General features: G+C 70.8%; 12 protein-coding genes and 1 pseudogene. 9 read left to right on the plus strand and 4 right to left on the minus strand.

The window, feature by feature from the left end; genetic code table 11:
- Window positions 1-82 precede the first annotated feature (82 nt).
- Window positions 83-793 (plus strand): SDR family oxidoreductase, encoded by a 711-nt coding sequence (locus KVY00_RS00350; protein ID WP_449405450.1) that lies wholly within the window; start codon window positions 83-85, stop codon window positions 791-793.
- Window positions 794-822: 29 nt separating this feature from the next.
- Here KVY00_RS00350 and KVY00_RS00355 read toward each other — a convergent pair whose 3' ends face one another.
- Complete coding sequence (locus KVY00_RS00355; RefSeq protein WP_223043801.1) at window positions 823-1371, minus strand: type 1 glutamine amidotransferase domain-containing protein; 549 nt, start codon at window positions 1369-1371, stop codon at window positions 823-825.
- A 345-nt stretch (window positions 1372-1716) separates the two neighbouring features.
- Between KVY00_RS00355 and KVY00_RS00360 the strand changes: the two genes are divergently transcribed.
- Window positions 1717-2370: an NAD(P)H-binding protein gene (locus KVY00_RS00360; RefSeq protein ID WP_223043802.1), complete on the plus strand. Its 654-nt coding sequence runs from the start codon at window positions 1717-1719 to the stop codon at window positions 2368-2370.
- 108 nt (window positions 2371-2478) lie between these two features.
- Window positions 2479-3204 carry a DUF1345 domain-containing protein gene (locus KVY00_RS00365; protein WP_223043803.1) on the plus strand — a complete coding sequence of 242 codons (726 nt, stop codon included), beginning with the start codon at window positions 2479-2481 and terminating at the stop codon, window positions 3202-3204.
- Between the two features lie 91 nt (window positions 3205-3295).
- Here KVY00_RS00365 and KVY00_RS00370 read toward each other — a convergent pair whose 3' ends face one another.
- Both KVY00_RS00370 and KVY00_RS00375 read right to left on the minus strand, forming a co-directional pair.
- A complete protein-coding gene (locus KVY00_RS00370) occupies window positions 3296-4057 on the minus strand; it encodes an SDR family NAD(P)-dependent oxidoreductase (protein WP_223043804.1) in 762 nt (253 codons plus the stop codon).
- Between the two features lie 4 nt (window positions 4058-4061).
- Window positions 4062-5363 carry a YibE/F family protein gene (locus KVY00_RS00375; protein WP_223043805.1) on the minus strand — a complete coding sequence of 434 codons (1302 nt, stop codon included), beginning with the start codon at window positions 5361-5363 and terminating at the stop codon, window positions 4062-4064.
- Window positions 5364-5440: 77 nt separating this feature from the next.
- Between KVY00_RS00375 and KVY00_RS00380 the strand changes: the two genes are divergently transcribed.
- The 3 genes from KVY00_RS00380 to mshC all read left to right on the plus strand — a co-directional run bounded on the left by KVY00_RS00380 (window position 5441) and on the right by mshC (window position 9235).
- The gene (locus tag KVY00_RS00380) at window positions 5441-6895 is read left to right on the plus strand and encodes a M20/M25/M40 family metallo-hydrolase (protein ID WP_255572695.1); all 1455 of its coding nucleotides are present in this window, start codon (window positions 5441-5443) and stop codon (window positions 6893-6895) included.
- Window positions 6896-7088: 193 nt separating this feature from the next.
- Window positions 7089-7970 (plus strand): undecaprenyl-diphosphate phosphatase, encoded by an 882-nt coding sequence (locus tag KVY00_RS00385; protein WP_223045118.1) that lies wholly within the window; start codon window positions 7089-7091, stop codon window positions 7968-7970.
- Window positions 7967-9235 (plus strand): cysteine--1-D-myo-inosityl 2-amino-2-deoxy-alpha-D-glucopyranoside ligase, encoded by a 1269-nt coding sequence (mshC, locus tag KVY00_RS00390; RefSeq protein WP_223043806.1) that lies wholly within the window; start codon window positions 7967-7969, stop codon window positions 9233-9235. Before KVY00_RS00385 ends, mshC begins: the two co-directional genes overlap by 4 nt.
- Before the next feature lie 31 nt (window positions 9236-9266).
- On the opposite strand, the gene KVY00_RS00395 is transcribed toward mshC, so the two are convergent.
- The gene (locus tag KVY00_RS00395) at window positions 9267-10472 is read right to left on the minus strand and encodes a PAC2 family protein (protein ID WP_223043807.1); all 1206 of its coding nucleotides are present in this window, start codon (window positions 10470-10472) and stop codon (window positions 9267-9269) included.
- Window positions 10473-10532: 60 nt separating this feature from the next.
- Between KVY00_RS00395 and KVY00_RS15510 the strand changes: the two are divergent.
- The 3 genes and pseudogenes from KVY00_RS15510 to KVY00_RS00405 form a co-directional block, all read left to right on the plus strand.
- Window positions 10533-11093 (plus strand): annotated as a pseudogene (locus KVY00_RS15510) (HAD family hydrolase); the annotation flags it as partial.
- 156 nt (window positions 11094-11249) lie between these two features.
- The gene (locus KVY00_RS15515; RefSeq protein WP_255572832.1) at window positions 11250-12308 is read left to right on the plus strand and encodes a tRNA (adenine-N1)-methyltransferase; all 1059 of its coding nucleotides are present in this window, start codon (window positions 11250-11252) and stop codon (window positions 12306-12308) included.
- 115 nt (window positions 12309-12423) lie between these two features.
- Window positions 12424-13350: a peptidylprolyl isomerase gene (locus KVY00_RS00405; RefSeq protein ID WP_223043809.1), complete on the plus strand. Its 927-nt coding sequence runs from the start codon at window positions 12424-12426 to the stop codon at window positions 13348-13350.

Here is a 13350-nt window from a genome sequence, read left to right on the forward strand (position 1 = left end):
CGCTGACGCGGGCACCATCGCTGACGCGGGCACGACCGCCGGCGCGAGTCCTGGTGCTGGTGTGGCGGCCGGCGCGGGCACGATCGCGGGAGTCGGAGCCGGAGCGGGGGCGGGAGCGGGCACGATCGCGGGCGCGAGTGCCGACGCCGGTGCCAGTGCCGACGCCGGTGCCAGTGCCAGTGCCGGCCCCCGACCGGTAGCAGAACCCTTCGCCGTCGATGTGAGCGACGAGGAGAGCGTGCGCGTCGCGGTGTCAGAGGTGGCGAGCCGCCTCGGCCCTCCGCTGATCCTGGTGAACAACGCGGGCGTGCTGCGCGACGACCTGCTGTTCAAGATGCCCCTCGAGAACTGGGATCTGGTGATGGACGTGCACCTGCGTGGGGCCTTCCTGATGAGCCGCGAGGTGCAGCAGCACATGGTGCAGAGCGGCTGGGGGCGCATCGTCAACATCTCGAGCACCTCCGCCCTCGGCAATGCGGGCCAGGCGAACTACTCCGCGGCGAAGGCGGGTATCCAGGGCTTCACGAAGACCCTCGCCATCGAACTCGGCCGGTTCGGGATCACCGCGAACGCGGTCGCGCCCGGCTTCACCGTGACGGACATGACGCGCACCGTGGCGGAGCGGCTCGGCATCAGCTTCGACGAACTCGTCGAACGCGAAGCGGCCGCGGTGCCCGTCCGGCGCGTCGGAGCGCCCGAGGACGTCGCGAACGCCGTGGCCTTCTTCGCGTCCGAGGCGAGCAGCTTCGTCTCCGGTCAGGTGCTCTACGTGTCCGGGGGCCCGTGCGGCTGAAGCCGGCGCCGGACGGGCACTCGGCGAGGCTAGGCGGTCTGGCCGCGGTGCTTGCCCTCCGCGATCTCCTCGACCAGCTTCGCGTTGAAGGCGGGCAGGTCGTCGGGGGTCCGGCTCGTCACGAGGCCCTGATCCACCACGACCTCCTCGTCCACCCAGGTCGCTCCCGCGTTCCGCAGATCGGTTCGCAGGCTCGGGTACGACGTCACCTTCCGTCCCTGCAGCACATCGGCGTCGGCGAGGATCCAGCCTCCGTGGCAGATCGCCCCGACCGGCTTGTGCTGCTCGAAGAAATCGCGGGTGAACGCCACCGCGTGCTCGTCCATGCGGATGTGATCTCCGTTCACGACCCCGCCCGGCAGCACCAGCGCGTCGTAGTCGCCTGCGCTGACATCCGAGGTGGCGCGGCTCACGTTGGCCTCGTGACCGTTCTTGCCCCGGATCGTGCCCGTGTTCGTCGATACGATATCGACCTCGGCCCCGTGCTCCTTCACCGCGGCGAGAGGCTCCGTCAGCTCGGAATCCTCGAACCCGTTCGTTGCGAGGATCGCTACGCGCTTTCCGCTCAGATGCGACATGGTGTTCTCCAATCTCGTGGCGTGCGTCGGACACCTCCAGTCAATCGCCTCGCCATATCGCTTTGCACCCCGTTGCGCGCACCCGTTCGATTCGCTATCTTGCGGCACCCGGTTCCTGCGCCCTGCGCTGACCGCCCGGTTCCGGCGCCCGGCGCCGGATTCCCTGCGCCCTGCGCTGACCGCCCGGCTCCTTCGCCCTGCGCCCTGCGCCGACCGCCCGGCTCCTTCGCCCTGCGTCCTGCGCTCCGCACTCCGCGCCCAACACTCAACACTCAGCGCCCAGCGCCCAGCTCCCTCGCTGCCCGGGCCTGTCGCCCTCGGGCCCCGGCGCGTAGGGTGGATCCCATGGCACGCATCATTCTCTTCGGCGGACACGGCAAGATCGCGCTCCTCGCGGAGCCGCTGCTCACGGAGCGAGGCGACTCGGTCACCGCGGTGATCCGCAATCCCGACCACGCCGACGACGTGCGCGCCACCGGAGCCGAGCCGCTCGTCGCCGACATCGAGCAACTGGACGTCGCCGAACTCGAGCGCCTGATCGCGGGGCACGACGCGGTCGTGTGGTCTGCGGGCGCCGGCGGGGGTAATCCCGAGCGCACCCGCGCGGTGGACCTCGATGCTGCGGTGCGCACCATGGACGCGGCCGAGCGCTCGGGAGTGCGGCGCTACGTGATGGTCTCGTACTTCAGGTCGTCGCGCGATCACGGCGTCGATCCGGGCGACTCGTTCTTCGCCTACGCCGAAGCCAAGGCGGCGGCCGACGAGCATCTGCGGGCGTCCTCGCTCGACTGGACCGTGCTCGGCCCGAGCAGGCTGACCCTCGATCCCGGCACCGGTCGGATCGACACGGCGGCGGATCGCTCGGGCAGCGTGCCGCGCGCCGACGTCGCAGCGGTGATCGCCGCGGTGCTGGCCGACGACAGCACCGTCGGGCGCACCATCCGCTTCAACTCGGGTGACACGCCGATCCCCGAGGCGGTGGCCGCCGCACATGCGTGACTAGGTCGGTGGCGGGCGGCGGACCTCGACCTCGCCGCCGCATCCATCGTCAGCGCGCTGCCGCCGCGGGATCCACGATGCGCGGGTCTCCCGGGTAGAATCGCTGGGATGATCCGCGGCAGAGTGCGGCGCAGGGCGCCACGAGTGGTCCCGATCCGATACGACGACGGCTTCCGGGGCGGCATCGCGATGCTGGTGTCGAGCCCGATCCTCGCCGCTCCGCTCATCGTGCTGGGACGCGCCGGGCTGCGTGAGAATCCCGGGCTCGTGCTCGCCGCGCTGTGCGCGAGCTTCACCGTCTTCTTCCTCGTTTATCTGGTCTGGACGCACCTGCTCTTCTCCCGCGCCGATCCCGACGAGGCCCTGCGGATCGCCGCCGCGCAGCACCGGCGCGGAGCCAGCCGCCTCTCGAGGGTCATCGGTCTCAAGACCGCGGAGGACTGGGGTATGACGGCCGCCCTCGTCGCACTGATGGTCTCGGTGGTCGCCGCGGTCTTCGGTGCGCGCGAGGGCGGCGACTGGATGCCGGCGCTCGTGCTCATCACGGTCGGCGCGTCGTGGGCGACCGTGGTGTACGCCTTCGCGCTGCGCTACTTCCGGCTGCACGCGGCAGGGGAGACCATCGAATTCAGGATCGTCGAGCGGCCCGACTTCACCGACTTCGTCTCGATGGCCGTGATGGTCTCGTCGGTGGGTGCGATGGCTGCGGGGGAGCCGCGCACGCGCGCGGGACTCGCCGCGGTGCGCACCCACACCTTCATCTCCTTCGCCTTCAACGCCCTCGTCGTGGCGATGGCGGTCTCGCTCATCTCGAGCCTCATCACCGCGGGCTGAGCGAGGCGACCCGGCTCGCGGTCGATCTTGCCGTAGCTCGCCGCCGTCGACGCGGCGTATGCGGGAACCCGGCCCTCGGCGGCCGATCCCGTCACTCGCTCGTGGTGGTGGTCCGCTCGAGCACGCGATCGGGCAGCACCGCGATGATGGGTCGCAGCAGACGGTACCGCCAGTCCGAGACGACGACCGGCCGCCCGCGATAGAGGCCGCGCAGCCCCTCGCGGGCGACTCGGGCGGTGTCGGCCCACGCGATGCGCGGCAGGCGCGGCAGGTGATCCTCGCCCATGCGCACGTGGAACTCGGTGTCGAGGAGGCCCGGGCACAGCGCCGTGACGCGCACCCCGCGGGTACGGTAGCGGGCGCTGAGGGATCGCGAGAGCGACACGACCGCCGCTTTAGCCGCGCCGTACGTGCCGCTCGGCGTGAACGCCGCGACGCTCGCCACGTTCAGGATCCACCCGCGGCCTCGAGCCAGCATTCCGGGGATCGCCGCGTGCGCGAGCCGCAGCGGCACCCACGAGAGCAGCTCGTGCAGGCGGCGCTCGTCGTCGATGCGGCTGACCTCGAAACCGTCGTAGACGCCGAAGCCCGCATTGCTGACGAGGATGTCGACGGGCGAGCCGGCTTCCGAGACCCGGTGGGCGACGCGCTCGAGATCCTCGCGATCCGTGAGATCCGCGGCGAGCACCTCGACGCTCACGCGGTACTCCAGGCGCAGCCGATCCGCGAGCCGTTCGAGGCGCGCCCGATCGCGCGCGACCAGCACGACATCGATGCGCCGCTTGGCGAGCTGCCTGGCGATCTCGGCGCCGAGTCCCGCCGACGCCCCGGTGATGAGTGCGCGGTATCCCATGCGCTCAGTCTCTCATCGGCGACGGCTCCGACGCGCGCTGCGAGCTCATCGGCTCCCGCCCCTGCGGCGCGAGCACCGCCGCCACCCAGGTCGTGATGGGCACCGCGAGCACGAGCCCGATGCTCCCGCAGAGGGTGCGCACGACCTCGATCGCGATGTCCTCGTGGGTGAGCAGCGAGAGCAGCGGACGATCGTAGAGATAGAGCAGGATCAGCACTCCCAGTGCCGCTCCGACGTACGCGAAGAACACAGTGTACACCGTGGAGGCGATGTGGTCGCGGCCGATCCGCATGGCGCTCGCGTAGAGTTCCCGCCGCGGCATCGCGGGGGCGGCGGCCCGCAGCTCCCAGACCGACGACGCCTGCGTGATCGTGACGTCGTTGAGGATCCCGAGCCCGGCGACGATCACCGAGCAGCTGAGCAGCCCGCGGAAGTCGATGTGCTGCACCATGCCCGCGAGCACGCCCGAGGCTTCGTCCCCGATGCCGCTGAGGCGCGTCGCCTGCATGGCGAGCAGCGACACTCCGGCCATGATCGCGATGCCGCAGAGCGTGCCGATGAGCGCCGAGGTCGTGCGCATGTTGAAGCCGTGCACCAGGTAGAGGATCACGAACATGATCGCGCTCGCGGCGACGACTCCCACGAGCAGACCGGGCGCGCCGGTCACGAGCGCAGGCAGCAGGAAGGCGAGGATCACGGCCGCGCTGATCCCGAGCGCGAGCAGCGCCAGCAGGCCGCGGAGCCGGCCGACCGCGATCACCACGGCGGCGAAGACCAGGGCGAGGATCGCGAGGGGCAGCCCGCGGAAGACTCCCGACACGCTGTAATCGTTGTTCAGCTCGTAGCGCGACCCCGCCTCCTGACCGGCGTGCGCCAGGAGCTCGAGGCGGTCTCCCGGTTGCAGGTCGGCGCGGGTGATAGCGCCGCGGACGGGGAGGTCGATGACCCGTCCGGCGTCATCCCCGGTCCTCAGGCCGATGGCGAGGGTCACGCACCCGTCGGAGTGGGCTTGGGTCTGGGCCTGGGCCTGAGTCTGGGCCTGGGGCTGGGGCTGAGGTGGGGCCTGTGCCTGTGCCTGTGCCTGTGGCTGAGGTTTTGCTTGTGCGGGCAGTTCGCAGCCCTCCGAGAGGCTCAGCAGCTCGCCCGTCTCGAACGTGGTGTCGGCGGCGACGAAGGGGGTTCGCTCCGCCACCCGACTCACCTCCGCGTAGTCGGGCCAGAGCGCCGCGAGCCCCCCGGCGGTGACCGCGGCGATCAGCGCGAGGAGCGCGGCGATCGCGAGCTTCGTAGGAGTAATGATTCTCATTACGTTTAGAGTAGCGTGCTCACGCCGCTCGGCGTCATCTTCGCGTCCGTGTCTGAGGGGACGGCTACCCTGGGAGCATGAGCAGCGAGACCGACGACCCCGTGACGCCCGTGACCCCCGAGCCCTCGGCAGCCTCGGCAGCCTCGGCAGCCTCAGATGCCTCAGATGCCTCAGATGTCTCAGATGCCTCAGAGGCTTTCGGGGGCGCCGAAGTCTCCGAGGCCCCCGGAGCCTCCGGGGCCGGCCTCTCCGAGACTGCCCGGGTCGCGCGCGACCTCATCCGTATCGACACCACCAACCGCGGCGGTGGCGACGCCGAGCCCGAGCGACCCGCCGCCGACTACGTCGCCGCCTATCTGCGCGACCTCGGCCTCGAGCCCGAGATCTTCGAGTCGGCACCGGGGCGCGCGAGCGTGGTCGCGCGGGTGCCCGGCACCGACCCGGCGCTGCCGGCGATGGTGCTGCACGGCCATCTCGACGTGGTGCCCGCCGACGCGGCTAACTGGAGCGTCAATCCCTTCGCCGGCGTGGTGAGGGACGGCATGCTGTGGGGACGCGGCGCGGTCGATATGAAGGACATGGACGCGATGATGCTCACCGCTGTGGCCGAGCTGCTGCGCGCGGGGGAGCGGCCCCGCCGAGAGATCGTCCTCGCGTTCTTCGCCGACGAGGAGAACGGCGGCGTCTACGGCTCGCACTACCTGGTCGAGCACCACCCCGAGCTCTTCGCCGGCGCCACCACGGCCGTCAGCGAGGTCGGCGGGTACTCCATCGACGTCGAGGGTACGCGCGCCTACCTCATCCAGACCGGGGAGAAAGCGCTCGACTGGATCCGGCTTCGCGCCCGGGGCACGGCGGCACACGGATCTCGCGTCTGGCACGACAACGCGATCACCCGGCTCGCCGAGGCCATCGCGGCGCTGGGGCGTCACGAGTGGCCCATCGCGCTCTGCGACACCACGCGCGAGCTGATCGATCACCTCGCGGCGATCCTCGGCGAGGATCCGCAGCAGGTCGCCCCCGACGAGCTGGTGCTGCGGCTCGGCAAGGGCGGCGGTTTCATTCAGGCGAGCCTGCGCAACACGAGCAACCCGACGGTGCTCACCGCCGGATACAAGCACAACGTCATTCCCGACACGGCCGAGGCGCTCGTCGACGTGCGCTCGCTGCCGACCCAGCAGGGCGAGGTGCTCGCCGAGGTGCAGCGCATCGTCGGCCCCGATATCGAGATCGAGACCGTGCACAGCGACATCGGTCTCGAAGTGCCGTTCGGAGGCGAGCTCGTCGACGCCATGACCGAGAGCCTGCGCCGCGCCGATCCCGAGGCGCGCGTGCTGCCCTATCTGCTGTCGGGCGGCACCGACAACAAGGCTCTTTCGCGGCTCGGCATCACTGGCTACGGCTTCGTGCCGCTCCGCCTGCCTGCCGGCCTCGACTTCCCGGGCATGTTCCACGGCGTCGACGAGCGCGTGCCGCTCGACGCACTCGACTTCGGGCATAGCGTGCTCGTCGACCTGCTGCGCACGTACTGATCGACGGTGCACGTTGCGACCGGCCTCGCCGTCGAGCGCAGATCTGCTGCGCACGTACTGATCGACGCCCTGGATCTCGCCCGGGGGCGGATCCTGCGGCTCGCCGGCTGTCAGCCGGGCCGTCGGGGGACTGGGCTATCCTTGACGGCGGCCCGAAAGGGCCGCACGCGTTCATCCGCCACGAAAGGACATGATGAGCTTCTTCGACGCGATCCTGCTCGGAATTCTGCAGGGCCTCACGGAGTTCCTGCCGATCTCGTCGAGCGCCCACCTGCGCATCGCGAGCGAGCTGCTCGGCATCGGCGACGCCGGGGCCGCCTTCACCGCGATCACGCAGATCGGTACGGAGGCGGCGGTCATCGTGTTCTTCTGGCGCGACATCGTGCGCATCATCGGTAACTGGTTCCGATCCCTCGCCGGCCGCGTGCCGCGCAACGACCCCGACGCGCTGATGGGGTGGTGGATCATCCTCGGGTCGATCCCGATCGTGGTGCTCGGCCTCCTGTTCGAGGACGCGATCGACACGACCCTGCGCTCGCTGTGGTTCACCGCGACGATGCTCATCGTCTTCGGCCTGCTGCTCGGCCTCGCCGACTGGGCGGGCCGCAAGACCCGTCCGCTCGAGAAGCTCACCTGGAAGCACGGCCTGATCTACGGCTTGGCGCAGTCTCTCGCGCTGATCCCCGGCGTCTCCCGGTCTGGCGGCACGATCACGGCCGGCCTGTTCATGGGGTACAAGCGCGAGGCGGCGGCGCGCTACTCCTTCCTGCTCGCGATCCCCGCGGTCCTCGGATCCGGGTTCTACAAGCTCTTCAAGGAGGTGAGCGAGCCGAGCGGCGGCGCTCCGATGTCGATGACTCTCGTGGCGACCGCCATCGCCTTCGTCGTCGCGATCTTCGTGATCAAGTTCTTCATGGGGTACATCTCGAAGCGCAGCTTCATGCCGTTCGTGATCTACCGCCTCGCGCTCGGTGCACTGCTCTTCGTACTGCTCGGCACCGGTCTGCTCGACGCCGAGGGGGGCGCCGTCGCCGCTCAGGCCATCGATCCCTCGACGACGGGAGCGCTCCGATGAGAACCTGGACGCCGCCCGAACTGCCCGAGCTGCCCGGCACGGGCCTCACCCCGAAGCTGTTCAACACCGCGACGGAGCGCTTCGAGTACCCCGCGATCTCCGAGGGGCGCGCCCTCCTCTACGTCTGCGGCATCACCCCCTACGACGCCACGCACCTCGGCCACGCGTTCACATACCTCGCGTTCGACATCATGCAGCGAGCGTGGCGCGACGCCGGCATCGAGACCACCTACGCGCAGAACATCACCGATGTCGACGATCCGCTGCTCGAGCGGGCCGAAGCCACCGGCGTCGACTGGCGCGCCCTGGCGGACGAACAGATCGGGCTGTTCCGATCCGACATGTACCGCATGGGGATGATCCCGCCCGAGCACTACATCGCCGTGACCGAGCAGATCGATGAGATCGCCGCCGCCGTGCGCGAACTCTCCGAGCGCGGCCTCGCCTACTCGGTGCCGACGCCCGACGCCGACGGCGACGACATCTACTTCGACACCGACGCCGCCGAGCGCGAGTCGCAGTGGCGACTCGGCGACGTCGCGCCCTACGATCACGGCACGATGCTGCGGTTCAGCGCCGAGCGCGGCGGCGACCCGCAGCGCCCGGGCAAGCGCAACCCGCTCGACCCGCTGCTGTGGCGCGCCGCACGTGCGGGCGAGCCGAGCTGGGAGAGCGCGGTGGGCGAGGGGCGCCCCGGCTGGCACATCGAGTGCTCGGTGATCGCGACCGGCGCCCTCGGCGGTGCCTTCACGGTGCAGGGCGGCGGGACCGACCTCGTCTTCCCGCATCACGAGTTCACCGCGGCGCACGCGACGGCGATCTCGGGCACGCCGCTCGCGCACGCCTACTGCCATGCCGGGCTGGTCTCCTACCAGGGGCACAAGATGTCGAAGTCGCGCGGCAACCTCGTCTTCGTGTCGAAACTGCTCGACGGCACGCACGGCGCGTGCGCCGGCATTCCCGCCGACCCCTCCGCGATCCGCCTCGGGCTGCTCGCCCACCACTACCGCTCGGAGTGGGAGTGGCACGACTCCGATCTCGAGACCGCGAACCGCAGGCTCGAGGGGTGGCGCGAGGGGCTGCGTCGCGGCAGCTCGGACCCGGCGTCATCGGCCGCGGTGCTGCAGCAGCTGCGCGCCGCGCTCGCGAACGACCTCGACACGCCGGTGATGCTCGCCACCCTCGACGCCGCCCTCGACCGCGGGGTCGACGATCCCGAACTCGTGGCGGACGCCGTCCAGGCGCTGCTCGGCGTCAAGCTGTAGCGAGGAGAGCCGAGCCCGCTCGAGCCGAGGGTCAGCTCTTCCCCGACTCCGGGGGCGTCTCAGACGAACCGTCGTCGCCGGGATCGCCGTCGCCTGAATCAGGCTGCCCGGAGGTGTCGGGTCCAGGCTGCCCTGCTGTGTCGGGTCCAGGCTGCCCGGCGGTGTCGGGTCCAGGCTGCCCTGCTGTGTCGGATCCAGGCTGCCCTGCTGTGTCGGATCCAGCCCGCTCGGCTGCGTCGGATCCACTCCGCCCGGCTGCGTCAGCCTCAGCCCGCCCGTCAGCTCCGGCCCGCCCGTCAGCTCCGGCCCGTCCGTCAGTGTCGTCCCGGGGGCGCAGATCCGCGCCGCCCGTTCCGCCCTCGAGGAACTTCTCGAACTCGAGGGCGATCGCGTCTCCGGTGGCCTCGGCGGCCAGCGCCTCGTCGCGCGATTCCTCGAGGCCGCGGATGTAGCGGGACATGTCCTCGTCTGCGGCGGCGATGCGGTTGATGTTCGCCTCCCACTCGTTGGCCTGCACCAGCAGATCGCCGCGCGGAATCACGATGTCGAGCAGCTCCTCGAGCTTGTCGAGCAGGGCGAGCGTCGCCTTGGGGGACGGCGTGCTGTGCACGTAGTGCGGCACCTGCGCCCAGAGGGAGATCGCGGCTATGCCGGCCTGGGCGAGCGCGAGGTCGACGACGGTGGCGATGCCCGCCGGCCCCTCGTAGCTGCTGCGCACGGCGCCCGTCTCGGCGCGGCGCTCGGCGCTCTCGGTCGAGACGGAGACGGCGATGGGCCTGGAGTGCGGGGCATCCGAGAACATCGAGCCGAGGATGATGACGGTATCGATGCTCCAGACGTCCACCAGCTCGACGATCTCGTCGGCGAAGTTCTGCCAGTCGCGCGCGGGTTCGACGCCCGCGAGCAGGAAGAGGTCGGTGACGGGGGTGCCGTCGATGCGGCGCAGCGTCTCCTCGCCGGGGCGGGGAGGCGGCGGCTGCTCGCCCGGGCGCTGCACCGTGCCGTAGAGGCGGGTGTCGGGCCACTCGAGCACGCGGTTGCCCTCGGAGTCGAAGAGCAGCTTCGGGCGGTGCACCTGGAAGTCGACGTACCCCTCCGAGCTGATGACGTGCAGCACCTCGGCATCGATGAGCCCGCCGAGATGCTGCAGCACCTCGGTGGTGGCGTCGCCCGCATCGCTCCAGCCCTGGAAAGCGACGATGAGCACGCGGGGCTGCGGGAAGGCGGTCTCAGACATGCCTTCCAGGATATCCGGCGCTCAGCGGGGAGAGTGCCGGGCGCGGCTAGACTTGACCGGATGAGCGCTCCTATCGGAAAAGAAGCACCCGCTGCCGTGCTGTGGGACATGGACGGCACCGTCATCGATTCGGAGCCGCTGTGGCTCGAGGCGGAGCTCGCGATGCTCGCTCGGTACGGCATCGAGCTGACCGCGGAGGTGCGGGATCGCCTGATCGGTTCGGGACTGCGCCGCGCCGCGGGGGTCTTCCAGGAGCTGGGTGTGCCGATGGGCGTCGACGAGATCATCGCCGAGTGGGAGGCCGGTGTGATCGCGGGCCTGCGCGAGGCGGGGCCGCAGTGGCGCCCCGGGGCGGTCGAGCTGCTCGAATCGCTCGCGGCCGCGGGGATCCCCTGCGGGCTGGTGACGATGGCCGTGCGCTCCATCGCCGACGCCGTGGTCTCGATGCTTCCCGAGGGTGTCTTCCGGGGCATCGTCGCGGGAGACGAGGTGGCTCGGGAGAAACCGGATCCGGACCCTTACCTGCGCGGTGCAGCCATGCTCGGCGTGCCCATCGAGCGCTGCCTCGCGATCGAGGACTCGTTCACCGGCCTCGCGGCGGCCCACGCCTCCGGTGCGGTCGCCATCGGCGTGCCCAACCTGCTCGACCTGGGGGGTGCGACGGCGCACGAGATCTGGCCGACGCTGGCCGGGATCGACGCGGATAGACTTTCCGAGCGCTTCCGCGCCCTGCGGAACGAGAACGGAGCGGACACGAGTGTTGCGGGCGGAGCAGAGATGAGTGCGGCAGACGGTGCGGAGACGAGCAGCGCAGAACCCGGGCCCGCGGCGCGCGGCCCTCTGGGCTACGGCGACCGCGTGCAGCTCACCGGCCCCAAGGGCCGCCTCAACACCATCACCCTCATCCCCGGGGGCGAGTTCCACAGCCACCGGGGCATGATCCGGCACGAGGAGATCGTGGGTCTCCCCGACGCGTCGGTCGTCGTGAACAGCAGCGGCGAGGAGTACCTCGCGCTGCGTCCGCTGCTCTCCGACTTCGTGATGTCGATGCCGCGGGGCGCGGCGATCGTCTATCCGAAGGACGCGGCGCAGATCCTGTCCCTCGCAGACATCTTCCCCGGCGCGCGCGTGGTGGAGGCCGGTGTCGGCTCGGGCGCGCTGTCGCTGCATCTGCTGCGGGGGATCGGCCGGGAGGGCCGCCTGTTCTCATTCGAGCGGCGCGAGGAGTTCGCCGATGTCGCGCGCGGCAACGTCGCGGCATTCTCGGGCGGCGCCCCCGAGAACTGGACGGTCACGGTCGGCGACCTGCAGGAGACGCTGCCGTCGACCTGCGAGGACGGCAGCGTCGATCGTGTCGTGCTCGACATGCTCGCCCCGTGGGAGTGCGTCGACGTCGCCGCCGGCGCGCTCGCGCCCGGCGGTGTGCTCATCTGCTACGTCGCCACGGTGACCCAGCTCTCGCGCACCGCCGAGCAGATTCGCCGCAGCGGCCTCTTCACGCATCCCCAGTCGTCGGAGACCATGGTTCGCGGCTGGCACGTCGAGGGGCTCGCGGTGCGACCCGACCATCGCATGGTGGCGCACACCGGATTCCTCATCACCGCGCGCAGGCTCGCACCGGGCGCCAGGCTGCCCGAGCTCAAGCGCCGCGCCTCGAAGAGCGAGTTCACGGACGAGGATCTCGCCAGCTGGCTGCCCGACATGGGCGATCAGGGCGACCCGAACGCGTGGACACCCGAGGCGGTCGGCGAGCGCAGCAAGAGCGATAAGGTGCTGCGCAAGAAGGCGCGCGAGGCCCAGCAGTTCGCTCGCGAGCGCGGTGCCGAGGCCGAGTAGGCCGTCTTGCTCCGCAACCCCCGCCCTTCGGCGAGCGTCGAGCACGAAGCGCGATAGGATAGCGGGGTTCAGTTCGGCCCGCGCGGGCCAGAATCGGCTTCTCCGAGAGGTGCACATGCTTCGTCGACTCGTTCCCGCCACCGCAGCAGCAGCGCTGCTCCTCGTCGGGGTCACAGGCTGCGGCGCGCAGCAGGCCGCGGCGGCGGACTGCGAGCCGGCTCTCCAGCCCGGTGCGCTGAGCGACACCGTGCGGGTGACCGGAAGCTTCGGGGAGGCTCCCGAGGTCTCGGTTCCCGACGACATCGACGCGCTCTCCTCGCAGCGGACCGTCGTCGAGCGCGCCGGGGATCGCGACCGCGCCGTCGGAGACCAGGCGCTCGTGGGCGTCAACATGGCGTTCTTCGACGCGGCGAGCGGCAAGCCGCTCTACCAGAGCCCCGCGTTCGCGGACTCGGCTCAGTCGGCGGAGTTCCTGCTCGTGTCGCAGGACGCGCCGAACCCGCTGAGCGACTCGCTGCGCTGCAGCGCACCGGGCGACCGCCTGGTGGTCGCGCTCTCGCCCGAGGACGGCGCTCCGTTCGCGACGCAGCTCGGCGGAGATCCGAACGCCGCCCTCGTGGGCGTGATCGACGTCGTGTCCGCCAGCCCGCTCGCGGCTCAGGGCGCTGCTCGGGGCCTGCCGAACGGCTACCCCGCGGTCGTCACCGACCACGAGGGCCGGCCGGGGATCGTGCTGCCCCCGCGGAACGCGCCTGCGGGCACCTCCTCGGCGGTGCGGATCGAGGGCGACGGCGCTGAGGTCGAGGCCGACGACAGCGTGATCGCCCAGGTGCTCTCCGTCGGTTGGGACGGCACCGTGCAGACCAACAGCTGGAACACGGGCGTCATGGGCCTCGGCAACGAGGAGCAGATCGCTCAGTCGGGCTTCACGTTCCGCAGCGAGCTGACGGGCAAGAAGGTCGGGTCGCAGGTCGTCGTCGTCGAGAACGAGTCGGACAGCGACGCGAAGGTCGTGGTCGTCGACATCCTCGGGGTCGGCTGA

The sequence above is a fragment of the Leucobacter tenebrionis genome (assembly GCF_019884725.1).
GTDB lineage: Bacteria > Actinomycetota > Actinomycetes > Actinomycetales > Microbacteriaceae > Leucobacter > Leucobacter tenebrionis.